This window comes from Kribbella sp. HUAS MG21, from assembly GCF_040254265.1.
Classification (GTDB): Bacteria; Actinomycetota; Actinomycetes; order Propionibacteriales; family Kribbellaceae; genus Kribbella.
This window is the reverse complement of the sequence record NZ_CP158165.1, coordinates 3,992,228-4,017,007: the sequence shown is the minus strand read 5'-3', so window position 1 is coordinate 4,017,007 and position 24,780 is coordinate 3,992,228. Positions and strand designations below refer to the sequence as shown.

At 70.7% G+C, this 24,780-nt stretch carries 31 protein-coding genes and 1 tRNA gene; 11 read left to right on the top strand and 21 right to left on the bottom strand.

Going from position 1 to position 24,780, the window contains the following annotated elements; translation table 11 throughout:
• Nucleotides 1-26 precede the first annotated feature (26 nt).
• Nucleotides 27-479 (top strand): nitroreductase/quinone reductase family protein, encoded by a 453-nt coding sequence (locus tag ABN611_RS19800; protein WP_350281375.1) that lies wholly within the window; start codon nt 27-29, stop codon nt 477-479.
• Here the strand turns inward: ABN611_RS19800 and ABN611_RS19795 are convergent.
• The gene (locus ABN611_RS19795) at nt 476-1,135 is read right to left on the bottom strand and encodes a response regulator transcription factor (RefSeq protein ID WP_350281374.1); all 660 of its coding nucleotides are present in this window, start codon (nt 1,133-1,135) and stop codon (nt 476-478) included. The two genes, ABN611_RS19800 and ABN611_RS19795, sit on opposite strands and share 4 nt — an antisense overlap.
• Nucleotides 1,132-2,250, bottom strand: coding sequence for a histidine kinase (locus ABN611_RS19790; RefSeq protein ID WP_350281373.1), 1,119 nt, complete (start codon nt 2,248-2,250; stop codon nt 1,132-1,134). The genes ABN611_RS19795 and ABN611_RS19790 overlap by 4 nt, the downstream gene beginning before the upstream one ends.
• Before the next feature lie 104 nt (nt 2,251-2,354).
• Here ABN611_RS19790 and ABN611_RS19785 point away from each other — a divergent pair, with 104 nt between their 5' ends.
• The 3 genes from ABN611_RS19785 to ABN611_RS19775 all read left to right on the top strand — a co-directional run bounded on the left by ABN611_RS19785 (nt 2,355) and on the right by ABN611_RS19775 (nt 3,507).
• The gene (locus ABN611_RS19785) at nt 2,355-2,861 is read left to right on the top strand and encodes an ACT domain-containing protein (protein ID WP_350281372.1); all 507 of its coding nucleotides are present in this window, start codon (nt 2,355-2,357) and stop codon (nt 2,859-2,861) included.
• Nucleotides 2,858-3,400, top strand: a complete 543-nt coding sequence (def, locus tag ABN611_RS19780) for a peptide deformylase (protein WP_350281371.1) — start codon at nt 2,858-2,860, stop codon at nt 3,398-3,400. The genes ABN611_RS19785 and def overlap by 4 nt, the downstream gene beginning before the upstream one ends.
• A 26-nt stretch (nt 3,401-3,426) precedes the next feature.
• Nucleotides 3,427-3,507: transfer RNA gene (locus ABN611_RS19775), tRNA-Leu, on the top strand.
• Between the two features lie 4 nt (nt 3,508-3,511).
• On the opposite strand, the gene ABN611_RS19770 is transcribed toward ABN611_RS19775, so the two are convergent.
• The 4 genes from ABN611_RS19770 to ABN611_RS19755 all read right to left on the bottom strand — a co-directional run bounded on the left by ABN611_RS19770 (nt 3,512) and on the right by ABN611_RS19755 (nt 7,285).
• Nucleotides 3,512-4,189 (bottom strand): DnaJ domain-containing protein, encoded by a 678-nt coding sequence (locus tag ABN611_RS19770; protein ID WP_350281370.1) that lies wholly within the window; start codon nt 4,187-4,189, stop codon nt 3,512-3,514.
• Entirely contained in the window at nt 4,186-4,926 is a 741-nt protein-coding gene (locus ABN611_RS19765) for a hypothetical protein (protein WP_350281369.1), read from the bottom strand. Before ABN611_RS19765 ends, ABN611_RS19770 begins: the two co-directional genes overlap by 4 nt.
• Before the next feature lie 64 nt (nt 4,927-4,990).
• Entirely contained in the window at nt 4,991-5,845 is an 855-nt protein-coding gene (locus tag ABN611_RS19760; protein ID WP_350281368.1) for a uracil-DNA glycosylase, read from the bottom strand.
• A 12-nt stretch (nt 5,846-5,857) separates the two neighbouring features.
• Entirely contained in the window at nt 5,858-7,285 is a 1,428-nt protein-coding gene (locus ABN611_RS19755; protein ID WP_350281367.1) for an MFS transporter, read from the bottom strand.
• Nucleotides 7,286-7,414: 129 nt separating this feature from the next.
• Here ABN611_RS19755 and ABN611_RS19750 point away from each other — a divergent pair, with 129 nt between their 5' ends.
• Nucleotides 7,415-7,984 carry a helix-turn-helix domain-containing protein gene (locus tag ABN611_RS19750; RefSeq protein WP_350281366.1) on the top strand — a complete coding sequence of 190 codons (570 nt, stop codon included), beginning with the start codon at nt 7,415-7,417 and terminating at the stop codon, nt 7,982-7,984.
• Nucleotides 7,985-7,996: 12 nt separating this feature from the next.
• On the opposite strand, the gene ABN611_RS19745 is transcribed toward ABN611_RS19750, so the two are convergent.
• From ABN611_RS19745 to ABN611_RS19710, 8 genes are read right to left on the bottom strand one after another with little or no spacing between them, the layout of a single operon-like run.
• Nucleotides 7,997-8,398, bottom strand: coding sequence for a type II toxin-antitoxin system VapC family toxin (locus ABN611_RS19745; protein WP_350281365.1), 402 nt, complete (start codon nt 8,396-8,398; stop codon nt 7,997-7,999).
• Nucleotides 8,395-8,691 (bottom strand): type II toxin-antitoxin system prevent-host-death family antitoxin, encoded by a 297-nt coding sequence (locus ABN611_RS19740; RefSeq protein WP_350281364.1) that lies wholly within the window; start codon nt 8,689-8,691, stop codon nt 8,395-8,397. Before ABN611_RS19740 ends, ABN611_RS19745 begins: the two co-directional genes overlap by 4 nt.
• A 39-nt stretch (nt 8,692-8,730) precedes the next feature.
• Nucleotides 8,731-9,639 (bottom strand): Ppx/GppA phosphatase family protein, encoded by a 909-nt coding sequence (locus ABN611_RS19735; protein WP_350281363.1) that lies wholly within the window; start codon nt 9,637-9,639, stop codon nt 8,731-8,733.
• A 34-nt stretch (nt 9,640-9,673) separates the two neighbouring features.
• Entirely contained in the window at nt 9,674-10,156 is a 483-nt protein-coding gene (locus ABN611_RS19730; protein WP_350281362.1) for a DUF501 domain-containing protein, read from the bottom strand.
• Complete coding sequence (locus ABN611_RS19725) at nt 10,153-10,761, bottom strand: septum formation initiator family protein (protein ID WP_350281361.1); 609 nt, start codon at nt 10,759-10,761, stop codon at nt 10,153-10,155. Before ABN611_RS19725 ends, ABN611_RS19730 begins: the two co-directional genes overlap by 4 nt.
• 16 nt (nt 10,762-10,777) lie before the next feature.
• Nucleotides 10,778-12,058, bottom strand: a complete 1,281-nt coding sequence (eno, locus tag ABN611_RS19720; RefSeq protein ID WP_350281360.1) for a phosphopyruvate hydratase — start codon at nt 12,056-12,058, stop codon at nt 10,778-10,780.
• A 60-nt stretch (nt 12,059-12,118) separates the two neighbouring features.
• Nucleotides 12,119-12,643: a tRNA 2'-phosphotransferase gene (locus tag ABN611_RS19715; protein ID WP_350281359.1), complete on the bottom strand. Its 525-nt coding sequence runs from the start codon at nt 12,641-12,643 to the stop codon at nt 12,119-12,121.
• A complete protein-coding gene (locus tag ABN611_RS19710) occupies nt 12,640-13,482 on the bottom strand; it encodes a LysR family transcriptional regulator (RefSeq protein ID WP_350281358.1) in 843 nt (280 codons plus the stop codon). The genes ABN611_RS19715 and ABN611_RS19710 overlap by 4 nt, the downstream gene beginning before the upstream one ends.
• A 69-nt stretch (nt 13,483-13,551) precedes the next feature.
• On the opposite strand from ABN611_RS19710, the gene ABN611_RS19705 reads away from it, so the two are divergent.
• A complete protein-coding gene (locus tag ABN611_RS19705) occupies nt 13,552-14,016 on the top strand; it encodes a hypothetical protein (RefSeq protein ID WP_350281357.1) in 465 nt (154 codons plus the stop codon).
• Here the strand turns inward: ABN611_RS19705 and ABN611_RS19700 are convergent.
• Nucleotides 13,984-14,826 (bottom strand): phosphotransferase, encoded by an 843-nt coding sequence (locus tag ABN611_RS19700; RefSeq protein WP_350281356.1) that lies wholly within the window; start codon nt 14,824-14,826, stop codon nt 13,984-13,986. The genes ABN611_RS19705 and ABN611_RS19700 overlap by 33 nt on opposite strands.
• Before the next feature lie 98 nt (nt 14,827-14,924).
• Between ABN611_RS19700 and ABN611_RS19695 the strand changes: the two genes are divergently transcribed.
• The 4 genes from ABN611_RS19695 to ABN611_RS19680 are packed head-to-tail and all read left to right on the top strand — an operon-like array spanning nt 14,925 to nt 16,375.
• Nucleotides 14,925-15,386, top strand: a complete 462-nt coding sequence (locus ABN611_RS19695) for a hypothetical protein (protein ID WP_350281355.1) — start codon at nt 14,925-14,927, stop codon at nt 15,384-15,386.
• Nucleotides 15,383-15,673, top strand: coding sequence for a transcriptional regulator (locus tag ABN611_RS19690; RefSeq protein WP_350281354.1), 291 nt, complete (start codon nt 15,383-15,385; stop codon nt 15,671-15,673). The genes ABN611_RS19695 and ABN611_RS19690 overlap by 4 nt, the downstream gene beginning before the upstream one ends.
• A 40-nt stretch (nt 15,674-15,713) precedes the next feature.
• Complete coding sequence (locus ABN611_RS19685) at nt 15,714-15,947, top strand: hypothetical protein (RefSeq protein WP_350281353.1); 234 nt, start codon at nt 15,714-15,716, stop codon at nt 15,945-15,947.
• Complete coding sequence (locus tag ABN611_RS19680) at nt 15,944-16,375, top strand: PIN domain-containing protein (protein ID WP_350281352.1); 432 nt, start codon at nt 15,944-15,946, stop codon at nt 16,373-16,375. The genes ABN611_RS19685 and ABN611_RS19680 overlap by 4 nt, the downstream gene beginning before the upstream one ends.
• Nucleotide 16,376: 1 nt before the next feature.
• On the opposite strand, the gene ABN611_RS19675 is transcribed toward ABN611_RS19680, so the two are convergent.
• From ABN611_RS19675 to ABN611_RS19655, 5 genes are all read right to left on the bottom strand, one after another.
• The gene (locus ABN611_RS19675; protein ID WP_350281351.1) at nt 16,377-17,396 is read right to left on the bottom strand and encodes a MazG family protein; all 1,020 of its coding nucleotides are present in this window, start codon (nt 17,394-17,396) and stop codon (nt 16,377-16,379) included.
• Between the two features lie 154 nt (nt 17,397-17,550).
• Nucleotides 17,551-18,162: a hypothetical protein gene (locus ABN611_RS19670; RefSeq protein WP_350281350.1), complete on the bottom strand. Its 612-nt coding sequence runs from the start codon at nt 18,160-18,162 to the stop codon at nt 17,551-17,553.
• A 28-nt stretch (nt 18,163-18,190) separates the two neighbouring features.
• Complete coding sequence (mfd, locus tag ABN611_RS19665; protein WP_350281349.1) at nt 18,191-21,820, bottom strand: transcription-repair coupling factor; 3,630 nt, start codon at nt 21,818-21,820, stop codon at nt 18,191-18,193.
• A complete protein-coding gene (pth, locus tag ABN611_RS19660) occupies nt 21,817-22,392 on the bottom strand; it encodes an aminoacyl-tRNA hydrolase (protein WP_350281348.1) in 576 nt (191 codons plus the stop codon). Before pth ends, mfd begins: the two co-directional genes overlap by 4 nt.
• A gap of 43 nt (nt 22,393-22,435) precedes the next feature.
• On the bottom strand, nt 22,436-23,074 hold the full coding sequence (locus tag ABN611_RS19655; protein WP_350281347.1) for a 50S ribosomal protein L25/general stress protein Ctc: 639 nt from the start codon (nt 23,072-23,074) through the stop codon (nt 22,436-22,438).
• Nucleotides 23,075-23,363: 289 nt separating this feature from the next.
• Between ABN611_RS19655 and ABN611_RS19650 the strand changes: the two genes are divergently transcribed.
• On the top strand, nt 23,364-24,032 hold the full coding sequence (locus ABN611_RS19650; RefSeq protein WP_350281346.1) for a hypothetical protein: 669 nt from the start codon (nt 23,364-23,366) through the stop codon (nt 24,030-24,032).
• Here the strand turns inward: ABN611_RS19650 and ABN611_RS19645 are convergent.
• Nucleotides 24,025-24,756, bottom strand: coding sequence for a DUF1932 domain-containing protein (locus tag ABN611_RS19645; RefSeq protein ID WP_350281345.1), 732 nt, complete (start codon nt 24,754-24,756; stop codon nt 24,025-24,027). The genes ABN611_RS19650 and ABN611_RS19645 overlap by 8 nt on opposite strands.
• Nucleotides 24,757-24,780 lie beyond the last annotated feature (24 nt).

Below are 24,780 nucleotides of genomic sequence, written 5' to 3'. Positions count from 1 at the left end.
CGTACGACAGGCGATCTGGAGGGGCTATGGCGAGTTCGGCGTGGTTGCCGCCGCGGTGGGTGAAGTTCGCGGCGTGGCGGATTCATCGGGGGATCTACTCGGCGAGCGGCGGGCGGCTCGGGTTGTCGTTGCCGCGGGACCGCGAGCACTACGGCACGCTGCGGCTGACGGTGCCCGGGCGCCGGTCCGGGCAGCCGCGGAGTGTGATCCTCGGGTACTTCGAGGACGGGCCGAACCTGGTGACGATGGCGATGAACGGCTGGGAGGACCCGGAACCGGCCTGGTGGCTGAACCTGCAGGCGCATCCCGAGGCCGAGGTCGTGGTCGCCGACGGGACGCGGTCGGTGCGCGGCCGCGCGGCCGAGGGTGCCGAGCGGGAGCGGTTGTGGGCGCGCTGGCAGGAGATCGACAAGCATCTCGACGCCTGGGCGGCGCGACGGTCGAGGCCGACCCAGGTCGTGGTCTTCGAGCCGCGCTAGTCGTGGAGCATTCCGGCGTCGTGGACCAGGAGCGCGATCTGGACGCGGTTGTTGAGGTCCAGCTTGGTGAGGATCCGGGAGACGTGGGTCTTCACGGTCGGGACGCTGAGGTAGAGGCTCGCGCTGATCTCGGCGTTCGACTTGCCCTGGCCGACGGCGACGGCGATCTCGCGCTCCCGGTCGTTGAGGTCCGCGAGGCGGCCGAGGGCCTTCGTCTTGCGGTCGTCATGGCCGGAGTCGGCGACGCGGGTGATGAGCCGTTTGGTGACGGCCGGCGACAGCACCGGCTGCCCGGCGGCGACCCGGCGTACGGACTCGACGATCTCGGCGGGCGGGGTGTCCTTGAGGACGAAACCCGCGGCACCGGCCCGGAGCGCGCGCAGGACGTGCTCGTCGGCGTCGAACGTGGTGAGGATGACGATCTCGGGAGCGCCTGGACGACGGCGTACCGCCTCGGTCGCGGTCAGCCCGTCGGTGCCGGGCATCCGGATGTCCATCAGGATCACGTCCGGCGCGAGCTTGTCGATCAGGCTCTGGACGCCGGACCCGTCGCCCGCCTCGCCGACGACCCGGATGTCCTGCGCCCCGCCGAGCATCAACTTCAGCCCGGCTCGCAGCAATGGATCGTCGTCCACGATCAACACGCGAATCGTCATGCGGGCCACGGTAGCCAGGCGTGGAGGCGGAACTGCCCGTCGGGGGTGCGGCCGTGTTCGAGCCGGCCGTCGACGAGGGCGGCGCGTTCGCTGAGGCCCTTCAGTCCTTGACCGACGCCGCGGCGGCGGCTGGGCGCCGGGTTGCGGAGTTCCACGGACAATCCGTTGCCCGGGGCACCGGTCACGCTGATCGTGACCGGTTCGCCCGGCGCGTGCTTGACCGCGTTCGTCAGGCCCTCCTGGACGATCCGGTACGCGGTACGCCCGACGTGCTCGGGCAACGCGCCGGGGGCGTCGAGGGTCAGCTCCACCGGGATGCCGGCCGCGCGCGAACCCTCCACCAGCGCGGGCAGGTCGGCGAACGCGGGCTGCGGCAGCTCGCCGACGGGCGCCCGCAGTACGCCGATGACCTCCCGGAGATCCTGCAGCGCCTGGTGGGCGCTCGCGCGGATGATCTCCGCGGCGCCGGCGACCTCGGCGGTGGACGCGTCCGGACGGTACGCCAGCGCACCGGCGTGCACACTGAGCAGCGACAGCCGGTGCCCGAGGACGTCATGCATCTCGCGGGCGATCTCCTCACGGGCGCGGAGCTGCGCCTGTTCAGCCTGCAGTGTCGCCACCGTCTCGGCGCGGTCGGCGCGGTCCCGCAGCGTCTGCAGGAGCTGCCGGCGGGAGCGGATGTAGAACCCCCAGCCGGCCACCGCGACGTACACGGCGACGGCGGCGACCATCAGCGCCTCGGCGTCGGGCTTCTGCCGCACCTGCAGGTACACGACCAGGCTGATGGCGTTCGCGGCGAAGATCAGCGCCGAGATCCGCCACGGCCGGTGGATGGCAACCGTCATGATCAGCACGAGCGTCGCGCCGCTGCTGGCGTCGGAGTAGACCGAGAACACCGACGCGAGCAGCGCGAGCTGGACCGGCCAGCGCCGGCGGAACCAGAGCGACGCGCACAGCACCATGCCGGACAGCAGGTCGAGGTTGAGCAGCACCCGGCTGACCGGGTCGCGCTCGCCCTCGTCGTAGGTGTAGAGCCCGAGCAGGACCGCGCACCCGAAGACGAGGCTGTCCACCACCCAGTCACGGGCAGTACGACGGCGTACCGGCTCGGTCATGTCTCGAATGTAACCGCGGCCCGGCCCGCTCCGTGGCGTGCGCGGCTGTCCGGATACCGAAGTCGGTGCGGGACGGTACTTAGGTCACCGGTAGGTTGCCGGGCATGAGCCAGCTCGCAGTCACCGTCATCGGCCCGGACCGCCCGGGGATCATCGCCGACGTCACGGAGGCCCTGGCCGGGACCGGGGTGAACCTCGAGGACTCGACCATGACGCTGCTGCGCGGCCACTTCGCGATGATGATCGTCTGCGCCGGGCCCTTCGACGAGGTGCAGGAGGCGCTCGAGCCGCTGCGCGGCGAGCTGGTGATCACGGTGCGGGAGGTGGGTCCCGAGCACGAGCACGCGCCGATCGGGGCGCCGTACATGCTCAGCGTGCACGGCGCGGACCGGCCCGGGATCGTGGCGGCGGTGACCCGGATGATCGCGTCCGTGGGCGGCACGATCACCGACCTGACGACCCGGCTGAGCGGCGGGCTGTACGTGCTGACCGCCGAGGTCGAGCTGCCGCCGACGGCGGACCTGGAGACGCTCGACCGGGCCCTCGAGGTCACCGCCGAGGAGCTCGGGGTGGGCGTCACGCTGCGCCCGGCCGAGAGTGACGAGCTGTGATCGCTGACTGGTCCCCCGACCTGCTGGACGTCAAGGGCGCGGTGCTGGAGGTCGTCCGGGCCCCACATCCGGTGCTGGCGACCGAGGGCGCGACCGTCGACCCGCTCGATCCGGAGATGATCCAGCTCGCCGCCGACCTGGTCGCGACGATGCGGGTCTCCCCCGGATGTGTGGGGCTCGCGGCGCCGCAGGTGGGGGTCGCGGCGCAGATGTTCTCGCTGGACGTCACCGGTCATCCGAAGACGCGGACCTGCCACGGCGTCTTCGTGCTGTGCAACGCGGTCGTCGTCGAGGCATCGCGGAACGAGAAGGCGCGCGAAGGGTGCATGTCGGTGCCGGACTTCACCGGCGACGTGAAGCGCGCGACCCGGCTGACCGTCACCGGCGTACTCCCGGGGACCACGGAGCAGGTCACGATCGGCACCGACGCCTTCGAGGCGCGGGCGCTGCAACACGAGATCGACCACTGCAACGGCAAGCTGTTCCTGGACCGGGTGGCCGGCGCCCACGCCGTGTACCCGCGGAAGGTGTACCAGTAACGAGTACTCTCGACCCCGAGCCTCCGGCCCGGGTGGCGGAACGGCAGACGCAGCGAGCTTAAACCTCGCGGCCGAAAGGCATACGGGTTCGAATCCCGTCCCGGGCACCGGTCAGGTGGTGGTGAGGATGCGGCCGTAGATGGTGAAGGCGATTACTGCCAGGTCTAGGAAGAGGGCCAGCCAGGCCAGGGTTTTGCCGCGTTGGCCGGTTCGGCGGATTGTGCGTAGGGCCTTGATGGCCAGGATGATCGAGATCGGTTGGCAGAGGACGACTGTGAGGAGGGCGGCGACTGCTTGGCCGCTCAGGCCGCCGCGTGTGGTGGGTGGCTGCTCGTAGTGGATGTCCTCGTAGCGCGGTGCGGTGTAGGGGTCGCGGTACGGCGGGGCCTGGTGCGGGTCGGCGTACGGGTCCTCGGAGCGCGGGGCCGTGTGCTGGCGTGGAGCGGAGTACGAGTTCTGCCGGGGCGGCGGGGATCCGGGGGCGGGGCCGGTGTTCCACTCGAAGGGGTCCGGCTCCGGCTCGGGCTCGGGTTTGCGCGCGGGCGGCGGCTGGGACTTGCGCTGCAGGAGGAGCGCGTAGCCGGCGCTGCGGTTCGGGTCGGAGAGGATCTCGTACGCGCGGTTCAGCCGGGCCTGCTGGTCGGCGCTGCCGCCGACGTCGGTGTGGTGGTCGCGCGACAGCCGGCGATAGCTGCGCTTGATCTCCTCGGCGCCCGCGTCTCGGCCCACCCCGAGCAGCTTCCAGGGATCAGCTCCGCCGAGGTCCCGGAAGTCCCGGTTCGAGCTCATCGAGCGACGTCCGCCTGGTAGCAGACCAGCCGCCAGGACGCCTGCTGCGGGTCGGCGCCGAGCGGCAGGGTGCGGTGCCCGGAGGCGAACGTGACGGTCCGGTCACCGGCGAGGTAGCACCACAGGTCGAGGTCCTCGTCGTTGCCGTAGTAGTACGACCGGTAGTGCTGGATCGCCTGGTCGCCGAGGAACGGGGTCTGCAGCCGCTGCTGGGCCTCCAACGGAAGATTGCCGAGGATCCCGCGCATGTCCTGCGTGAGCTCCAACTGCGGCGCGGTCGGCGCGGAATCCCGGCCGCGGGAAACCAGCGAACGCAGCCCGCCGCGCGGCCGGGTCGGCTGCTGCTGGACGACGGCGTGCCGGATGCTCGACGCGACGAACGGCACGACCTTCACGCTCTGGGTCCGGCGGCCCTGGCTGTTCACGCTCGGGGTCGTCACCGCGAGGCCGTTGGGTCCGAGGACGACGGCGTACGGCCGGTCGCGCTCGCGCTCGTGCAGGTCGGCCCACCACTCGATCGCGGGTCCCACCTTGCGCTCGAGGTACGCCTTGACGTCGTCGTGCAGCTCCGCCCACCAGTGGAACCGGTCCGGGCTCGGGACGAACCCCAGCGCGGACGCCTGGTGCGAACCGGGCAGCGACTGCGGCGCCGCCGGCGCCCGCTCCACGCCGCCACCCGCGGGCCGCTGGGCGGCCGGACGTCCCCGAGAGTGCTCGGGCAGGTTGTCACGACTCATGTGCGCAGCAGCAATCCGGGGCGGCGTACATAGTCGAGAGCTTCCACTACCTTCCGCGTCCAGGTCAACTCTGCTTCCGGGCGGCTGTGGACAGTCCCGCCAGGCTCTTCGCGCGGATGAGGACGGCGTCGGTCATCTCCTCGGTGAGCTTGCCGGTGAACGTGTTCTGCTGGCTCGGATGGAAGCAGCCGAGCACGGTGACATCGCCTTGCGGCGTGGGGATCCGGTGCTCCACCGCGTGCCCGAACTTCGGCCGCGGGCGCGGTACGTCGGCACCGGCCGCGGCGAGCGCGCCGAGCAGGGCGTCGTACCCGAACTTGCCCAGGCAGACGATCGCCTCGACGCTCGGGAGCACCAGTTCGAGCTCGCGGCGGAACCAGGGCGCGCAGGTGTCGCGCTCGGCCGGCGTGGGCTTGTTGGCCGGCGGCGCGCAGCGGACCGCCGCGATCATCCGGGTGCCGATCAGCCGCAGCCCGTCGCCCGCGTGTTCGCTGGTCGGCTGGTTGGCCAGGCCGACGCGGTGCAGGGCGGCGAACAGCCAGTCGCCGGAACGGTCGCCGGTGAACACCCGGCCGGTCCGGTTCCCGCCGTTCGCCGCCGGGGCGAGGCCCGCGATCAGGATCTTCGGCGCGGCGGCGCCCCAGCCCGGAATCGGCCGGCCCCAGTAAGGCTGGTCCGCGAACGACTTCCGCTTGCCGACGGCAACGTCCTCACGCCACTCCACCAATCGCGGGCACGCCCGGCACACCGACACCCGCGCCTCCAGCTCCCGCAGGTCATCGGTCGCGGCCAGCCGGAGCACCTCGTCCGCGTCCCAAGCCACCGGAGTACGCCGTACCGCCGGGTCCTCCGGCCAGCCCTCCCCCGGCGGCACCGGGCTCTCGAACAGCTGCCCGGTCAACGGATGCGGAAGCTTCATCCCGTCAGTCTCTCAGGCGGCGAGCCGCTCCTCGGTCGGTCGGTTGATCGGGCTGACCGGCGTACGGCGTGCGCTCGGGATCGCCAGGGCCAGTACGACGGCCGCGGCGGCGAAGGCCGACAGCAGGAAGAACGTGTCGGTGAAGCCCGACTCGGCGGGCAGGCCGGACGGCTGGACGTGGGCGGTGATGATCGAGCTGGCGAGCGCGGTGCCGATGGAGCCGCCGATCGTGCGGATGTTGGCGTTCATGCCGGTGGCCGCGCCGGTCTGCTCGCGCGGGACGTTCTGCACGATCAGGCTGGTCATCGCGGCGTAGGCGAGGCCGAGGCCGACGCCGAAGAGCGCGGTCGAGAGCGCGAGCTGCCACTGCGCGTCGTGGAACTCGGCGAACATCAGCGCGGCGACGAGACTCGTCGCCGACCCCGACACGACCTGCGCCTTCGCGCTGAACCGCGCCGCCAGCGGACCGCTGAACGTCCCGGCGACGGCCATCGTGACCAGCATCGGCAGCATCAGCAGCCCTGCCTGCGTGACGCTCGCGCCGAACCCGAATCCGGCTGCCTTCGGGATCTGCAGGAACTGCGGCACGAACGCGTACACCGCGAACATCGCCGCACCGAACAGCAGCGCGACCAGGTTCGTCGTCCAGACCGCCGGACGGCGCATCATCCGCATGTCGATCAGCGGGTTCCGGGAGCGCAGCTCGATCGCGATCCAGCCGGCGAACAGTACGGCGGCCAGCGCGAAGAGGCCCGTCGTACGCACCGAGACCCAGCCCCACGACCGGCCTGTGCTCAACGGGAGCAGCAGGGCGATCAGCCAGCCGGACAGGAAGGTTGCCGCGAGCCAGTCGATCCGGCCGCGGACGCGGTTCGGGGACTCCGGGACGTAGCGCCGTACCAGCACTGTCGAGATGGCGACGACCGCCATCGGGATCCAGAACAGCCAGCGCCAGCCGAGCCACTCGACGATCGGCCCGGCGAGCACGATGCCGAGCCCACCGCCCGCGGCGATGATCGCCGACACGACGCCGACCACGGACGGGACGCGCTCGGCGGGGAACTCGTCCCGGATGATGCCGAACGCCAGCGGGAAGACCGCGCCGCCGACGCCCTGGAGGACGCGGGCCGCGATCAGGACGCCGATGTTCGGCGCGAGCGCGGCGAGCAGGCAACCCAGCGCGAGCGCGATCAGGGCGGCGAACAGGGTGCGCTCCTTGCCGGCCATGTCGCCGATCCGGCCGAGCAGCGGGGTCGCGACCGAGACCGCGAGCAGCAGCGCGGTGAACACCCAGGTGACCGTGCCCGGGGTGGTGTGCAGGTCGCGCTGGATGACCGGCAGGGCCGGGCTGACCAGCGACTGCAGCATCGAGAACGACGCCACGACCGTCGCCAGCACGGCGAGCGTCAGTCGTGGGTTTCCAGACCTGGTTTCAGGCATGCAGAAGTCCTTCGGAAGGGGTGGGTGCGCGCCGGAGACGCGGCGCGGGAATTCCCCGGCCCGGTAAAGTCGAGGCATGCCTCCACTATAACGGAGGCAGTCCTCCGGTTCCAGTCGATAAGGTGAAGTGTGGATCAGACCAGGCCTGCGCTGCGCGTCGACGTCCGGCGGCCGCAGCGGGCGGACGCGCGGCGGAACTTCGACGCCCTGCTCGGCGCCGCGCGGGACGCGTTCGCGGCGAAGGGCGTCGGCGCGTCCCTGGAGGACATCGCCCGGCAGGCCGGCGTCGGGATCGGCACGCTCTACCGGAACTTCCCGACCCGTCAGGACCTGCTCAACGCGGTGTACTTCGGGGAGATCGAGGAGCTGTGCGTCGCCGCGGAGGACGCGGCCGGACTGCCGCCGTGGGAGGCGCTCACCACCTGGCTGCACCGCTTCGTCGGGTACGCCGCGACCAAGCGCGCGATCTGGGAGTCATTGAACCGCGAGGCCGACAACTTCCAGGCCGCCCGGGAGGCGATGTACGCCGCCGGCCGCCCGCTGTTCGAACGCGCCCAGGAAGCCGGCGAGGCCCGCAAGGACATCGCCTTCGACGACCTCCTCCGCATGGTCAGCGGCCTCACCGCCGCCGGTTACGTCGACCAGGCCCAGCGCGACCGCGTCCTCACCATCGCCCTGGACGGCGTCCGCGCCCGCTAGCGCTCGAGTCTGTCAGCCACGCGGGCTGACGATCTCGAAGCCCGCGTCTTTGCCGGCCTCCGCGAGCCTGTCGTCGTACGTGACCAGCGCCGACAGATCCGTTCCCAGCACCCGGGCGGTGGACAGATGGATCGCATCCAGCGATCGCAGCATCCGGTCCGGTTCGTTCATCGCGGCATCGACAACGTCGTCATCGATGCTGATGAAGTCGAAGGCGAGCAGCAGCTCTCGCGCATCCGGCAGCAAAGCCGGGAACACCCGGGTGACCGCCCGCATCACCTCGATCCGCAGCAGCGCCGAACTCACCCAGGTGGCACCGGCCGCCTGGTCGTAGAACTCAGCGAAAGCCTTGGAATGGCTCTCCTCCACCAGCAACTTGAGCGCCGCGGAGGTATCGACGTAATAGAGACTCACCAAGACTCCTCGTCGCGCAGCGCGGCGAGGGCATCACCCAATCGGTCACTGCCGTCGCCCGCACGCATCCGCGGCCGGTAGCCGGGACGCACCGCGGGCCGGACCTTGCCTTCTGCCGCGAGGCGGTCGAGGACCGGCGTCTCCGCACGCTCTTCCACGGGCACGATTCGCGCCACCAGTCGGCCGTACTCCGTCACGTCGATCGTTTCGCCGTGACGAACGCGAGCCAGCACCTCACTTGTTCTGTGGCGCAGCTCCCGCAAGCCGACTGCATGTTCGTTGGCGATCGTCATGCACCAAATGTAGCACCTTTTTGTTACACATTCCGCAGGCTAGCTGCCGAGGGAGAGGGCGACGCCGTCGAGGATGTCGTGTTCGGAGACGGTGAGGGTTTCGACGGGTAGGCGGTCCACCAGGCGTTGGAGGATGCGGGCGCCGGCGCCTATGACGTCCACGCGGCCGGGGTGGATGGAGTGGACGGCGGCGCGGGCTGCTCGGGTCGAGGTGGTCAGCCAGGTGCTGGTTTCGCGGAGCTGGCCGGTGGTGAGGCGGGCGTGGTGTACGGCGGTCCGGTCGTACTCCGGGAGGTTCAGGGCCACGGCCGCGACGGTGGTCGCGGTGCCGGCGACCGCGACCAGGGCACGGGCCTCGGCGAGCGGGACCGTCGTGGTGTCGAGGAGGGCGTCGATGTCGCGGGTGATCGCGGCGAGTTCGGCCGGGCTGGTCGGGTCGGTGGTGACGTGGCGCTCGGTGAGGCGCACGGAGCCGATGTCGAGGGACTGGGCGGCGATGACGCCGTCGCGGTCCCCGAGGACGAGCTCGGTGGAGCCGCCGCCGATGTCGGCGACGAGGTACGGCGTGGGCAGCTCGAGCGAGGTGGTGGCGCCGCGGAAGCTCAGCTCGGCCTCTTCGTCGCCGGAAATGATCTCCGGCCGCGCCCCGAGCCGCTCCTCGACACCACTGAGGAACGCGTCGCGATTGCTGACGTCCCGCGCGGCGGAGGTAGCCACGAACCGGACCCTGCTGACACCCCTGGACCGGATGACATCCGCGTAGTCCTCGGTCGCCGCGAAGACCCGCTCCAGAGCCTCCTGCGCAAAGGCACCAGTCGCATCCACACCCTGCCCAAGCCGAACGATGGTCATCCGCCGATCCAGCTCGGTCAGTTGCCCGTCAGCCAGGTCGGCGATCAGCAAGCGGATGGAGTTCGTGCCGCAATCGACCGCCGCAACCCGCACCACGTCGCCCCCAATGGAGGGTGGGAAGGCGGCGGCGTCAGACACAGGGGCCTCGGCGGCCCCAGTCGTCAAGGGCCTCCAGGGCCTCGTCGCCCAGGGGATTCACGCCGGGGCCTGCTGCCAGGGAGTGGCCTGCCAGGACGTGGAGGCATTTGACGCGGTTGGGCATGCCGCCGGCGGTGATGCCGGCGATTTCCTCGACGTGTTCAATCGACTCTCGGTGGGCCAGGTAGGAATCGTGAGCCGCCCGGTAGCGGGCGGCCAGGTCCTCGTCCTCGGCCAGGCGGTCGGTCATTTCCTTCATGAGCCCGGAGGACTCGAGGGTGCCGATCGCGGAGGCCAGCCGGGGACACGTGACGTAGTACGTCGTGGGGAAGGGTGTGCCGTCGGGGAGACGCGGCTCGGTCTCGACGACATCGGGGAGGCCGCAGGTGCAGCGGTGCGCGATCGAACGGATGCCGCGTGCGGTACGGCCGAGCTGCTTGCTGACTGCTTCTTGGTCGGAAGGGCTGACGCTCACCTGGTCACCTTAGGTGACGGCGTGAGGATCGACTCCGGGGTGGGCTTCGCGGGTGCCGGCGACGCGGCCGGCGCGGGCGGGTTGCCGGCGCCCTCGACGCTGCCCCACAGCTTGGTGTACCAGGTCGGCTTCTGCTGCTCCGCCGTACCGTCCGAAGGCGCGGACGGCTCCGGCGGGGCACCGACCGGTTTGCCGTCCGCGCCGATCACGCGGTACCCGACCTCGCCCGGCATAACCCACCCGAGTCGCTGCCGCGCCTGCGCCTTCACGTACGCGTCGTCGTCCCACCGGGAGATCTCGTCGTTCAGCTCCGCGACCCGCTTCTCGCGGTCCCGGATCTCCTGCTGCAGCGCGCTGATCTGCTGGTGCTGGTCGAACCACACCCGCAGGCTCTGCGCGTACGACACGATCAGCGCGCCGAGCACCAGCAGCACGACGGCCGCCCGGCCGGTCAGGTTGCGCGACCCACGGGTGCGGACCGGCTCCGGCTGGGTTCCCGTCGTCCGGCGTTTCGGCTGGTCGCCCCGCCGGGCCGGTGGACGCGACTGGGTCCGGCTCGACGGACGCGAGCCGGGGCGTGCACCGGATTCCCGACGGGACGGCATACGTGGGACCTCCTGGTCAGCCCTGGAAGCGCGGGAAGGCCGAGCGACCGGCGTACGTCGCCGCGTCGTCGAGCTCCTCCTCGATCCGGAGCAGCTGGTTGTACTTGGCGGTGCGGTCGGACCGGGCCGGGGCGCCGGACTTGATCTGGCCGCAGTTGGTGGCGACCGCGAGGTCGGCGATCGTGGTGTCCTCGGTCTCGCCGGAGCGGTGGCTCATCATGCAGGTGAAGCCGCTGCGGTGCGCGAGGTCGACGGCGTCCAGGGTCTCGGTCAGCGAGCCGATCTGGTTCACCTTGACCAGCAGGCTGTTCGCCGACTTCTCGGTGATGCCGCGCTGCAGCCGCTCGACGTTGGTGACGAACAGGTCGTCGCCGACCAGCTGGATCTTGCTGCCGAGCTCACCGGTGATGGCCTTCCAGCCGTCCCAGTCCTCCTCGTTCAGCGGGTCCTCGATCGAGACGATCGGGTACGACGCGACCAGGTCGGCGTAGTAGGCGATCATCTCGTCCGCGGACTTCTTGCCGCCCTCGAACGCGTACACGCCGTCGGTGAAGAACTCGCTCGCCGCCACGTCCATCGCCAGCGCGATGTCCTTGCCGAGCTGCAGGCCGGCCTTCTCGACCGCGACCGCGATCAGGTCCAGGGCGGCCCGGTTGCTGTCCAGGTTCGGCGCGAAACCGCCCTCGTCGCCGAGGCCGGTGGACAGGCCGCGCTCCTTCAGCACCGCCTTCAGCGCGTGGTAGACGCCCGCACCCTGCATCAGCGCCTCGCCGTACGTCGCGGCGCCGATCGGGGCGATCATGAACTCCTGGACATCGACGTTGGAGTCCGCGTGCGCGCCGCCGTTGAGGATGTTCATCATCGGCACCGGCAGGACGTGCGCGTTCGGGCCGCCGACGTAGCGGAACAGCGGCAGGCCGGCGCTGTCCGCCGCGGCCTTCGCGACCGCCAGGCTGACGCCGAGGATGGCGTTCGCGCCCAGCTTCGCCTTGTTCGGGGTGCCGTCGAGGTCCAGGAGGGCCTGGTCGATCAGGCGCTGCTCGTGGACGTCGTACCCGACGATCTCCTTGTCGATGTCCTCGAGGATGGCGGTGACGGCCTTCTGCACGCCCTTGCCGCCGAACCGGTCCTTGTCGCCGTCGCGCAGCTCGACGGCCTCGAACTGGCCGGTGGACGCGCCCGACGGGACGGCCGCGCGGGCGATGGTGTCGTCGTCGAGCAGAACCTCGACCTCGACAGTGGGGTTGCCGCGCGAGTCGAGGATCTCGCGCGCGCCGACGGCCTCGATGGTGGCCACATTGACTCCCAAGTTCTCGATGACGAATCGCTGCTGAGCCTAGTCCCCAGACCAGCAGGCTCAGTGGACCGCGTCGACCCTAACAATCGCATCAGCAGGTACTTCGCGCGTCAGTAACACTCCGTTGGGCGCCCGATAGACCGGCAAATCCGCGCAATCCACGCCCAGCAAGACTTCTACCCGCGTCCTGCGCCCGACATGACTGTCCTTCGCCGGCGCCAGATGGACGTGGGTACGCCGGCCCGCGTGCAAGCCCTCGCGCTGGATCGCGGCGAGGGCGGCGCGATTCGTGCCGTGCCACAGCAGGTCCCGCGGGAAAACCCGTTCCCAACTGTTCTCCAAGGCTTCACGTGTCACCGGCATCCCTTCCAGCGAATGCCCCTGACACGCGCGGATCCGGTCCCCGTCGACTTGCAGGCGCTGCTTGTCGTTCTCCCGTACGGCGATGTCGAGGCGCTCGCAGGTCAGCCCGAGAATCCGCAGTACCTCGGTGATCGCCGCCCAGCCGTCCGCACTCATCGTGAGGCCGCGCTCACCCGCCGTATGACGCAGCAGCCGGGAGACCGCCCTGCTGTCGCGGCTCATCGCAGCGCCCTCCTCAGCCCCTCGATCCGCTCGTCGCGGCCCGGTCGGGTGACGACGTAGTACCGCACCGGCGGCAGGTCCTTCACCGGGATCTTCCGGACCGCGCTCGTCGTCCGGACCGAACCGTTGACGACCGCCGGCCCGATACCGAGACGCACGAAATGGACCAGCAGTTCCCAGCCTTCCGCCTCGACCGCGACGGACCACCGGAGGCCCTGGTCCAGCATGCTCCGCTCGAGTTGCTGCCGGTGCGGGCGGTCCTTCGGCGGTACGACGAGCGCTTCGTCCTGCAGGTCCTTCAGCCGGACCGTACGACGTCCCGCCAGGCGGTGGTCGCTGCGCACGATCAGGGTCTGCGGGAACTGTCCGAGAAGCGCGCAGTCGAGGTCGTCGGGCGGGATGCCCAGGGCTGTGACGCCGAGGTCCGCCGTACCGCTGCGGAGCTCGGTCAGGGTTGTGGTCGCGTCGCCGGTGCGTAGGCGGAGCGCGTGGCCGCGGGCGAGGTAGCGGCGGAGCGGGTCGCCGAGCAGGTACAGGTACGCGCCGGAGCCGGCCATCAGGACGAGCGGTCGCGGCGGGGCGGCGTCGAGCGTGCGGAGGAAGTCGGCCGTGCGGTCGCGAGTGTCGTTGGCGAAGGCTGCCAGCTTCTCGCCCGCGTCGGTCAGGAGCAACTGCCTGCCCTGCTTGACGTAGAGCTGGGTCGCGAGCCTGGTTTCCAGCTTGCGGATGCGCGTGTGGAGGGCGGGCTGGCTGACGTGCAACTCGTCGGCGGCGCGCGTGAAGTTGCGGTGCCGCGCGAACACCGCGAACGCCTGCAGATCCTCGGCCACGAGTTCCATCACGTCAAACTATAGCTATGTCGATAAGTACTAGTTCTGCTCGATAGCTCTGGCGGCGACGCTGGAGACATGAACAGATTGGGAATCGACATCGGACGGGTGATCATCGCCGGAGGGTCCGGCGCGGGTGACACGTCGTTCTCCTCCGGGGACGCCGCCGCCATGCTGCGGACGCCCGCCGTACCGGGCGCATTCGACGCGATCGCGCGGTTGGTGCCGTTGTTCGGCGAGACGTGGCTGGTATCGAAGTGCGGGCCGCGAATCCAGCGGCGCTCACTCGACTGGTTGCGCCATCACCGGTTCTTCGAGCGGACCGGGATCCCGGAGGACAACGTGCGGTTCTGCCTGCAGCGGCCGGAGAAGGCGATCCACTGCGCCGAACTCGGCATCACGCACTTCGTCGACGACAAGCCGGACGTGATCGCCGCCATCACGCCGGTGGTGCCGTACCGGTATCTCTTTCAGGACTGGGAGACGACGGAGGCCGCCGTACTGCGGGATCTACACGCCGAACGAGCGGCGGGCGTCGGCTAGACCCTTGGCGTTCTCGGCTGGGCCGGCGATGCCGGTCAGGATGTTGTTGGTGATGCGCCACGCGAAGTAGCCGGCCTGGACGGCTTGGCGGACCCGGAGGAAGGTGTCCAGGCCGCGTTCCACCTCGGCGGCCAGGTCCGGGCGGCGGGTCAGGTACGACGGGACGACGTACGTCGGCCGGTTGTACATCACGGCGGATGCGACGTCGTACAGGATCGGGCCGCGCATCGCGCTTCCCCAGTCGATCAGGGCGACCTGGCCGTCCGGCTGCCGGCGGAAGGCCTCGGCGGCGGGGTCTCCGTGCAGCCAGGCCCAGGTCAACGGACCGAGTGCGACGGCGTCGGCGACTGCGCCCTCGACCGCGGGACGGATCCACGGCTCGAGATCCAGGCACTCCTCGAACGGCAGCAGGTACTTCAGCCAGTCCGCCGTCGCGCCCGGTTCGAGGCCCGCGGCGGCGTGCACCCAGCCCAGCAGGTCCCCGATCGCCGCCTGGTCCTCGGCAGTGTCGCCCAGCTCCACTCCGTCGACGTATTCGAGAACGGCGACCTGCCGCTCCCCCACGAGTTCGACCAGGCGGCCGCGTTTGCTCGGCCGTGGGCACCCGGTCCGGACGCCGGCCGCGTCGAGCCGCGCCGCCAGCCCCAGGCCCGGCTCGAACCCCGTGTCGTCCGCCCCGACGGACTTGAGCACCACCCGCCACCCGTCGGCTACCGCCAGCCAGGTCGCGGAGTTCATCCCGCCGGTCAACTCCGCCAGGCGCGCGGGCTTGAGGTCCCAGTGCTCCCGCAGTACCTCGGCGACATCCACCCGCCACACCCTGCCAGCCGGGGCGGGCCGCGGTACATCGGATTTCCCGGAGAACTTTCTACTTGCGAAAGTGGAAAGTTATCGGCTAGCTTTCCGGTATGGAAAGTGATGCTCAGGAGCAACTGCGGATCATCGAGCGGGCCGAGGCGGCGCCGTACGTCAGCTACCCGAAGACGCCGTGGTGGTACCCGCCGGTCGTCGGGTTGTGGATGGGCGCGTTGATCGCTGTCTACACCTGGTGGCGGGAGCGCGAGGCGCTGTTCTTCCCGGCGCTGGTGGCGCTGATCGGGCTCGAGATCGTGTTCGTGATCTGGATGCAGCGGCGGCACGGCGCGCTGCCGTTCCCGGGTCGCGGGCGTCCGCCGCGGGAGATCGGGCGGATCTGGAAGCAGTACTTCGCGGTCGCGCCGGTGATCGTGGTGCTCGTAGCCGTCGTGTGGTGGCTGGCCGGGGGCCCGGCCGCCGCGATAGCCGCGTTCGTCCTGGTCACCGCCGGGATCTGGTACTACGAACACCGCTACGCGATCGCCGCCGCGCAGGTCCGGGAGCGCCTCCGGTGATCGAGGGACTGGACCCGATCATCCACGCCCCGAAACGTCTGGCGGCGATGGCGGTCCTGGCGAACGCCACCACGGTGACGTTCCGCTTCCTCAAGGACTACCTCGAGGTCACGGATTCCGACCTCTCCAAACACATGTCAGCCCTGGAGAACGCCGGCTACGTCACGACCACCAAGTCGGGCCACGGCCGCGGCGCCACCACCACCTACCGCATGACCAAGTCCGGCGAACACGCCTACACCACCCACCGCAACGCCCTCCGAACCCTCCTGGACGGGCCGAAATAGTCTCTGGCGCGGCGAATCCCACCAACGGTAGGATCGTGGCATGAGCGAGCCCGCGCACACGGACAAGCTGTCTGTGACGATTCCGGCCGACCTCGCCGAGGAGCTGCGGTCGAGAGCCGGGCGCGGGAACGTGTCCGCCTACGTGACTCAGGCTCTCGTGCGTCAGCTGGAGCACGACCGGCTCGGGGACCTGCTGGCGGAGCTGGCCGAGGTGCACGGGCCGGTGTCCGACGAGGAGCTCGCGCGGGCCCGGGCGGAGTGGCCGCACCCGTGAGCCCGCGCAAGCGCGTGCGTTCGGTACCGCAGGGAGCGCTCGTCCTCGACAACGAGGGGCTGTCCCGGGCCGCGACGGATCGAGCGATGTACGTCCGGTTGTACGCCGCACACGCCGATGGGCGGCGGGTCGTCACGTCCGCGGCGATCCTCGCCGAGGCGCTCCGCGGCGAGCGGCGCGATGCGGCGGTGTACCGAGTCCTCGGTGGGATCGTGGTCGAGCCCGTCAGCCGCGCCCTGGGCGAGCGTGCCGGACAACTGATCGGAGCGGCACGCCTCGGCTCCGGCCAGGCCGTCGACGCTATCCTCGTGGCCACGGCCCTCGCCGAAGCCGGACCTGTCGTGATCGCCACCTCGGACGTGGGTGACCTCAAGGCTCTCGTCGGTGACGAGCACCGCGTCGCGGTAGTGCCCGCCGACCAGCTGTGAGCTAGCCGCCGTTCTCGGTGGTGCGGATTTGGGTGGCGAGGGTGTTGATGGTGGCGCGGAGGGCTTGTTCGGGGTCTACGCCGGCGGTGCGGGCTTCGTGGACGATGGTGAGGAGTTCGCGGCCGATGCGTTCGGTTTCGTCGGCGGGCTCGGTGGGGGTGGGCTCCGTGGGGAGGAGTTTGGCGGCGCGGCCTAGGACCTTGTCGGCGAGGGCCAGGGCGGGGAGGGCCAGGGGGATGCCTTCGAGGACCGAGGAGCGTTGTTTCTCGGCGGCCTTGATGGTTTCCCAGTTGGCCTCGACGGCGGCGGCGTCGGCCGCGTCGACGGTGCCGAAGACGTGCGGGTGGCGGCGGATCAGCTTCTCGACGATGTCGCCGGCGACGTCGTCGACGGTGAACGCCTCGTCGTCCTCGGCGATCCGGGAGTGGAACGCGACCTGGAGCAGGAGATCGCCGAGCTCCTCGCGGAGGTGCTCGCGGTCGCCGGTGTCGATCGCCTCGAGGGTCTCGTAGGTCTCCTCGAGCAGGTACTTCGCCAGGCTCTCGTGCGTCTGCTCCTGGTCCCAGGGGCAGTTCCGCCGCAGCCGGTCCATCACCCGCACCAGGTCGATCAGCCGGGCCCCGGGTACGTCGTACGACCCGTGGACGAGCTCCACGCCGTACGCCGGTCGCGGCTCGCGCGTGAGCTGATCAGCCACCACGTGGATCAGGCCGGGCTCGCCGTCGTCGCCGACCAGCCAGGCGACCTCGCGACCGTCCGCGGCCGCCGACGACAGCCAGGACCAGTGCGCGGCGACGTCGCCCTCGACCTGCGTGACGACCAGACCGGAGCCGATCACGGCCTGGACGTCGGGCCGGTCAGGTCCGCCCGCGGAGCCGATCGCGTCGGCGTCGGACAGCGCCTGCCAAGCCGCGCGCGTGAGCAGACCGGGCGCGACCCGCGGGCTGGTGAGCAGGACCGTGATCCGGCCCGACCCACCGCGCTCCGGTACGTCGTTCACCGGCTCGGGCTCAGAGGGCATCTTGAGCTCCTGTGCCGTAGCGAGCAGGTGCTCGGCGGAGCGCCTCGGTGTGCTGGCGGGAAGGGTTCGATGCGGAGCATCGTGCCCTTTCCTCCAGTGCAGCGAGGTGCCCGCCGAGTGCCGCGCAGTAGGCGCAGGAGCTCAAGATGCCCTCTCAGCCCTGGCCCTGCTGCTGGGCGTTCTCGGCGGCCTTGCGCTGGGCCTCGGTCTGCGGCGACTCGTCCGACAGCGACCCGGAGATCTTGCTGTCGATCTGGCCGTCGGTCCACTTGCCGAACCGCGGCGCCACCGTGATGTCGAGGCCCTTCGCGTCCTCGCGCAGCGCGAGCACGCCCTCCTGCATCTTGGTCCGGTCGCCGAGGTCCTTGACGGTGCCGCCGCCGAGCTTGATGGTGACCACCAGCGACTTGGCGATGCCGTTCAGGAAGTCCCGCGCCAGCGGGTCCGCCTGGAACTTCTCGTACGTGCCCTCCGGAGCGGCCTGCCGGGCCGCGTCGGCGGTCTCGGCCGGGGTGACGGTGATCGACTTACGCTGCCCGACCTGGTCGGCCAGCACGTTGTTCACCATGTCGCTCAGCGCGGCGGTGCTGGGGTAGGTCTGGCCGAGCGCCGTCGTGACCGCGCGGGACGTCTGGTCGACGTCGCTGATGCTGATCTCGGTCTCGCCGACCACGGCGGCCGCGCCCGGGTGGGTCCCCGCCGCGCAACCACCGGTCAGCAGCACCGTCGCCGCCACCACACCGAGAGCCCGAAGCCGTGTGCTCACCGAATCTCCTCGCCAGTCCCTGTCATCATCACGCCGGCACCACAATAGGTTCGGCGATCACGTCGTCGATCAACCGGGTGCACCATTGCAGCAACTCCTGGTCCCGGAGCGGCTGGCCGCCGATCGGCCTGGTGGCCGGGCGCGGCACCAGAATGGTATGCAGTTGCGGCTTCACCAGACTCTTCGGGTACAGCCTGTTCAGCCGCAGCACCTTCGAATCCGGCAGCTCCACCGGCCCGAACCGGATCATGTTCCCCTGCAGCGTGACGTCGTGCAGCCCCGCCCGGCGGGCGTGGTTGCGGAACTTCGCCACCTCGATCAGGTTCAGCACCGGCTGCGGGATGTCGCCGTACCGGTCGTGCAGCTCCTCGACGAGCTCGGCGATGCCCTCGTCGTCCCGGACCGCCGCGAGCCGCTGGTACATCTCCAGCCGCAGCCGCTGCGACGGGACGTAGTCGTGCGGCAGATGCGCGTCGACCGGCAGCTCGATCTTGACCTCGGGCTCCTCGGCCTGGGTGTCGCCGCGGTACTCCGCGACCGCCTCGCCGACCAGCCGGACGTACAGGTCGAAGCCGACGTCCGCGATGTGCCCGGACTGCTCGCCGCCGAGCAGGTTGCCGGCACCGCGGATCTCCAGGTCCTTCATCGCGACCGCCATACCGCCGCCAAGGTCCGCGTGCTGGGCGATCGTCGCCAGCCGGTCGTGCGCGGTCTCGGTGAGCGGCTTCTCGGGCGGGAAGAAGAAGTACGCGTACGCCCGCTCGCGGCCCCGGCCCACGCGGCCGCGGAGCTGGTGCAGCTGGGACAGGCCGAGCAGGTCGGCGCGCTCGACGATCATCGTGTTCGCGTTCGAGATGTCGATCCCGGACTCGACGATCGTCGTACACACGATCACGTCGGAGCGCTTCTCCCAGAAGTCCTGGATCACGCTCTCCAGCGTGTGCTCGTTCATCTGGCCGTGCGCGACCGACACCCGCGCCTCGGGCACCAGCTGGCGGATCCGGGCGGCCGCCTTCTCGATCGTGTTCACCCGGTTGTGGACCACGAAGACCTGGCCTTCGCGGAGCAGCTCGCGTCGGATCGCGGCGGTCACCTGGTGCTCGTCGTACGCGCCGACGAAGGTCAGCACCGGGTGCCGTTCCTCGGGCGGAGTGGCGATCGTGGACATCTCGCGGATGCCGGTGATCGACATCTCCAGCGTCCGCGGGATCGGCGTCGCCGACATCGTCAGCACGTCGACCGCGGTCCGCAGCCGCTTGAGCTGCTCCTTGTGCTCGACCCCGAACCGCTGCTCCTCGTCGACGATCACGAGCCCGAGGTCCTTGAACTGCACCTCGCCGGACAGCAGCCGGTGGGTACCGATCACGACGTCGACCGAGCCGTCGGCGAGCCCGTCCAGCGCCGCCTTCGACTCCTTGTCGGTCTGGAACCGCGACAACGGCGCCACGTTCACCGGGAACGCGGCGTACCGCTCGGCGAAGGTCGCGTAGTGCTGCTGCACGAGCAGCGTCGTCGGCACCAGTACGGCGACCTGCTTGCCGTCCTGCACCGCCTTGAACGCGGCCCGGACGGCGATCTCGGTCTTGCCGTACCCGACGTCGCCGCAGACGATGCGGTCCATCGGCGTGATGCGTTCCATGTCGTGCTTCACGTCGTCGATGGTGGCGAGCTGGTCGGGCGTCTCCACGAACGGGAACGCGTCCTCCAGTTCGCGCTGCCACGGGGTGTCCTTGGCGAACGCGTGGCCCTTGGTCGCCTGGCGCGCGGCGTACAGCTTGATCAGCTCGCCGGCGATCTGCCGGACCGCCTTGCGGGCGCGGCCCTTGCGCTTGGCCCAGTCGCCGCCGCCCATCTTGTCGAGCGTCGGCTGCTCGCCGCCGACGTACCGGGTGACCTGGTCGAGCTGGTCGGTCGGCACGTACAGCCGGTCGCCGGGCTGGCCGCGCTTGCTCGGCGCGAACTCGATCACGACGTACTCGCGGGTGGCCTTCTGGCTGCCCGAGCCGACCGTGCGCTGCATCATCTCGACGTACCGGCCGACGCCGTGCTGCTCGTGCACGACGAAGTCGCCGGGCTGCAGCTCCAGCGGGTCGATCGTCTTCTTGCGGCGCGACGGCATCCGTTGCTGGGAACGGCGTTCGGCCGCCGAGCGCTGGCCGGCCAGGTCGTTCTCGGTGAGCACGGCGAGCTTGATGCCCTCGGCAACGAACCCGTGGTCGAGCTGGCCCTGCGAGATCAGTACGACGCCCGGCTCGGGGATCTGCTCGATCCCCTCGACCGCCCGGGCCGGCAGCTCCGCCTCGGAGAACACCTCGGCCAGCCGCTGCGCGGGACCATGGCCTTCGGTGACGCAGACGACCCGCCAGCCGTCCCGCAGCCAGCCGCGGATGTCCTCGACGGCCGCGCCGGTCTCGCCGCGGTACGGGTCGACCTCGCGGACCGCGAGGATCTTGCTGGTGACCGCGCCGGACTCGGTGTCGATGTCGAACGCGACCCGCGCGCCCATCGAGTCCCGCAGCTCGGGCTCGTCGGTCGGCGCGGCCGCGAACGGCGACAGGCTCCACCACGCCAGGCCCCGGCCCAGCGCCTGCGACCGGACGTCGCCGAGCGACATGTACGCCGCCGCGCCCAGGTCGATCGGCGCCTCGCCGCCACCGGCCGCCGCGGCCCACGACGCCTCCAGGAACTCCTGGCTGGTCGCGACCAGGTCGTGCGCCCGGGCGCGGACCCGCTCGGGGTCGCTGACCACCACGTGCGTACCGGCCGGCATCAGGTCGACGAGCAGCTCCATCTCGTCGACCAGCACCGGAGCCAGCGACTCCATGCCCTCGACGGCGTGCCCTTCGGCGAGCTTCTCGAACAGCTCGGCCAGCTCGGGGTGTTCCTTCGCGAGTACGGCGGCCCGCGACCGCACCTCGGCGGTGAGCAGCAGCTCGCGGCACGGCGGCGCCCACAGGCCGTGCTCCGCGATCTCGAGCGAGCGCTGGTCGGCGACCGCGAAGTACCGGATCTCCTCGACGTCGTCGCCGAAGAAGTCCACCCGCAGCGGGTGCTCCTCGGTCGGCGGGAACACGTCGATGATGCCACCGCGGACCGCGAACTCACCGCGCCGCTCGACCAGGTCCACCCGGTGGTACGCCGCCGCGGCCAGCCGCTCGACGACGTCCTCGAGCTCGACCGTGTCGCCGACGTGCAGCTGCACCGGCCGCAGGTCCGCGAGGCCCGCGACCTGCGGCTGCAGAACGGACCGCACCGGCGCGACCAGGATCCGGATCGGGCCGGTCGTCTCGTCGGACGGGTCCGGGTGCACGAGTCGGCGCAGTACGGCGAGCCGCCGGCCGACGGTGTCCGACCGGGGCGACAGCCGCTCGTGCGGGAGCGTCTCCCAGGCCGGGTAGTAGGCGACTGTGCTGGGCTCTTCGACGAGGCACTGGAGGGCTTCGGTGAGCTCCTCGGCCTCGCGGAACGTGGCGGTGACGGCGAGCACCGGGCGGTCGGCGCCGTTCTGCGCCGCGGCGAGCGCGGCCAGCAGGACCGGGCGCACCGGCGTCGGCGCGCTCAGGTCGAGGGTCGTGACGCCGTCCGCGCGGGCGTCACGCACGGCCTCGGACACCACCGGATCGGTGATCAGGGTGTCGACCAGCCCCGTCAGCTTCACGTGTTGTACTTCCCTTGGGTGGCTTCCAGGCCGTCGGTGAGCAGCGATTCCACCGCGTCCGCGGTCCGGTCGACGGCGAACGGAAGGTCCTTGCGTTCGGCCGCGGAGAACTCGTTCAGGACGAAGTCGGCGGGCGCCTGCCGGCCCGGCGGACGACCCACACCGAACCGGACTCGATAGTACTCACCGGTGCCAACCGACTTGCGCAGCGATTTCAGGCCGTTGTGGCCGTTGTCGCCGCCGCCGAACTTGCAGCGCAGGACGCCGAAGTCGATGTCCAGCTCGTCGTGCACGACGACCAGGTTCGCCGGGTCCAGCTTGAAGAACTTCAGCAGCCCGGACACCGGGCCGCCGGACTCGTTCATGTACGCGCGGGGCTTGGCCAGGATCGTCCGCAGGCCGCTGATCCGGGTCTCGATCACCTCGGCCCTGACCTGCTTGCCCTGTTTCCAGCTCGCCCCGGTCCGGGCCGCCAGCTCGTCGGCGACCAGGTGCCCGATGTTGTGCCGGGTGCGGGCATAGGAAGGGCCGGGATTCCCCAGTCCGACGACCAACCACACGTCGTCCGCCACGGATCCCGGCCCTCCTGAAGATGTTCTGGTGCTGCGGCAGAGACTACTCCGCCGCGGCGGCCACCGGCTCCTCGGCGGGAGTCGGCTCGTCCTTCTCCACGCCCGCCTCGGCCTCGGCCATCTCCGCGTCGACCTGCTCGGCGGTCGGCTGGGCGGTGACGTTCACGATCAGGGTGTCGGGCTCGATCGCCAGGGTGGCGCCGGCCGGCAGGGTCAGGTCGGACGCGTGGATCTGCGCGCCGATCTCGAGGCCCTCGACGGAGACGACGATGTTCTCCGGGATGTGGGTGGCCTCGGCCTCGACCAGGACCGCCGGGTGCTCGGTGACGACCAGCGCGTCGGAGACGGCCTCGCCCTCGAGGTGCACCGCGACCTCGACCTGGACCTTCTCACCGCGCTTCACGATGACCAGGTCGACGTGCTCGATGAAGCCCTTCAGCGGGTCGCGCTGGACCTGCTTCGGCAGCGCCAGGTGGGACTCGCCGCCCTCGACCTCGATCAGCAGCAGGGCGTTGGCGGTCTTCAGGGCCAGCATGGTGTCGTGACCGGGCAGCGTGATGTGCACCGGGTCACTGCCGTGGCCGTAGAGGACGGCGGGAACCTTGTTGTCCCGGCGGATTCGGCGGGCAGCCCCCTTGCCGAACTCCGTACGCGATTCGGCTTGGATCTTGACCTCGGCCACGAGATGACACTCCTCAAAAGCGTTGCGGTGATCTGTTGACTGGTGGAACTCGGCTGCGGCCTCAGCGGGCGCCTGCTGACCCCGGAGAAGGCGTCAGGCAACGAACCACCGCGTCGATCACGGAGCCGCGCCCAACAGTTCTCGGGGGGCGTCCCTCGCCGAGGCAACCAAAACAGTCTACCCACGAGCGCGCCCAGACGGGAAATCCGTGGTCCCGGGCACTTTGCTCCCGGTCCGGCGGCGTGCGCGGTGACCTGTTGCCGGACCCGGTCTTCGGTACGTTGCCGCAGTGATGTCGTCGTTCGCCGTACTCGTCATGGTGCTCCCGCTGGCCGTGTTCGGGGGCATGGCCGTGCTGCTTGTCGTACTGCTGCGCCGGCGGCGGGAGGCCCTGCGGCAGCGGGCCGCGCACGTCGCCTCGGTCGGCTGGTATCCGGTCCCGCCGAGCCCGTGGCTCCTCCAGGTGGCCGCGAACCTCTCCAAGGAAGGCGCGCCCGGTGAGTCGTACGCCGGTGAGTACCGCGGGCGCGGCATGTGCGTTCTCGACTACACATACGTGACGAGCAACGGCAAGACCACCCAGACGCACACGGTGCATCTGGTCGCCGTGACACTGCCGGTCGCGCTGCCGCCACTGACGGTGATGCACGAGTCGGGACTGCGGCGGATGTTCCGCGGCCGCGATCTCGAACTCGAGAACGACCGGTTCAACGAGTGGTTCCGGGTGGAGTGCGACGACGACCGGTACGGCTCGGCCGTCATGCATCCGCGGATGATGGAGTGCGTGCTCCACAACCCCGGCCTGGAGTGGCAGATCGCGGGCAACGCGTTCGTCACCTGGGGTACGGGCGGATTCGCCGTACCGGACGTCTTCGCCCGGCTGGAGGCGATGAGCCGCCTGGTCGACCTGATCCCGCCGTTCGTGCTGCGGGACTACGGCGGGCCGGCGTTCAGCTGAGCCCGCTCCAGACCTGGCGGAGCGCCCGGGCGGCGTCGCCGTCGAGACCCGCGGCGTCGAGGGTTTCGGCGAGTTCGTCGAACTCCGGGCCCCAGCGCCACGCGACGCCGCGGAGCTGCTCCGGAAGGGCCGGGTCCTTCAGCGAACCGCCGTCCGCGCGGGTCTGCTGGGCGACCAGCGCCTCGGTGACGCCGTGCTTCTCGGCGAGCTGGAACGCGAGCACCGCCAGCGCCGCCTTCCCCTTGTTGTACAAGGCGTACGACGACTTCGCCGCGCTGGCCGCGCCTGGTTCGGCGCCGACCACCATCGGCGTGACCGCCGTACCGGCCCACAGTGCGGCGACCTCCGCGGCCGCCGTACCGGAGAGCATCAGGTGCGTGGGGCTCGGCCCACCGATCGGCGGCGGACCGACGACACCGGCGTCCACGAACGTCGCTTCGGGTACGGCGGATCGCGCGGCATCCAGCGACGCCGGGGACAGCGGATTCGCCTCGACGTACAAGCCGGTGAAGCCCTCCCGGCCGACCTGTCGCGCGATGTCGACCGCGCCCTGCGGTGCGCAGGAACAGAGCACCGCGTCGGCGGCGCGGACCGCCTCGGCGAACGGCGTACCGATCAGACCGGCCTCGTCCGCCCGCGCCTTGGACGCCTCACTGCGGCCCTCCGGCACCCAGTGCGCCTCGTGCCCGGCACTGACCAGCTGCGCCGCGAGCTTCGAGCCCATCGCTCCGGGATGGAAGACCGCGAC

Excerpts from the sequence above, each read along its gene's own strand:
- ABN611_RS19800 (WP_350281375.1), top strand. The coding sequence starts at position 27 with ATGGCGAGTTCGGCGTGGTTGCCGCCGCGGTGGGTGAAGTTCGCGGCG.
- ABN611_RS19795 (WP_350281374.1), bottom strand. The coding sequence starts at position 1,135 with ATGACGATTCGCGTGTTGATCGTGGACGACGATCCATTGCTGCGAGCC.
- ABN611_RS19790 (WP_350281373.1), bottom strand. The coding sequence starts at position 2,250 with ATGACCGAGCCGGTACGCCGTCGTACTGCCCGTGACTGGGTGGTGGAC.
- ABN611_RS19785 (WP_350281372.1), top strand. The coding sequence starts at position 2,355 with ATGAGCCAGCTCGCAGTCACCGTCATCGGCCCGGACCGCCCGGGGATC.
- ABN611_RS19770 (WP_350281370.1), bottom strand. The coding sequence starts at position 4,189 with ATGAGCTCGAACCGGGACTTCCGGGACCTCGGCGGAGCTGATCCCTGG.
- ABN611_RS19765 (WP_350281369.1), bottom strand. The coding sequence starts at position 4,926 with ATGAGTCGTGACAACCTGCCCGAGCACTCTCGGGGACGTCCGGCCGCC.
- ABN611_RS19760 (WP_350281368.1), bottom strand. The coding sequence starts at position 5,845 with ATGAAGCTTCCGCATCCGTTGACCGGGCAGCTGTTCGAGAGCCCGGTG.
- ABN611_RS19755 (WP_350281367.1), bottom strand. The coding sequence starts at position 7,285 with ATGCCTGAAACCAGGTCTGGAAACCCACGACTGACGCTCGCCGTGCTG.
- ABN611_RS19740 (WP_350281364.1), bottom strand. The coding sequence starts at position 8,691 with ATGACGATCGCCAACGAACATGCAGTCGGCTTGCGGGAGCTGCGCCAC.
- ABN611_RS19725 (WP_350281361.1), bottom strand. The coding sequence starts at position 10,761 with ATGCCGTCCCGTCGGGAATCCGGTGCACGCCCCGGCTCGCGTCCGTCG.
- ABN611_RS19715 (WP_350281359.1), bottom strand. The coding sequence starts at position 12,643 with ATGAGCCGCGACAGCAGGGCGGTCTCCCGGCTGCTGCGTCATACGGCG.
- ABN611_RS19710 (WP_350281358.1), bottom strand. The coding sequence starts at position 13,482 with ATGGAACTCGTGGCCGAGGATCTGCAGGCGTTCGCGGTGTTCGCGCGG.
- ABN611_RS19705 (WP_350281357.1), top strand. The coding sequence starts at position 13,552 with ATGAACAGATTGGGAATCGACATCGGACGGGTGATCATCGCCGGAGGG.
- ABN611_RS19695 (WP_350281355.1), top strand. The coding sequence starts at position 14,925 with ATGGAAAGTGATGCTCAGGAGCAACTGCGGATCATCGAGCGGGCCGAG.
- ABN611_RS19685 (WP_350281353.1), top strand. The coding sequence starts at position 15,714 with ATGAGCGAGCCCGCGCACACGGACAAGCTGTCTGTGACGATTCCGGCC.
- ABN611_RS19675 (WP_350281351.1), bottom strand. The coding sequence starts at position 17,396 with ATGCCCTCTGAGCCCGAGCCGGTGAACGACGTACCGGAGCGCGGTGGG.
- ABN611_RS19645 (WP_350281345.1), bottom strand. The coding sequence starts at position 24,756 with ATGGGCTCGAAGCTCGCGGCGCAGCTGGTCAGTGCCGGGCACGAGGCG.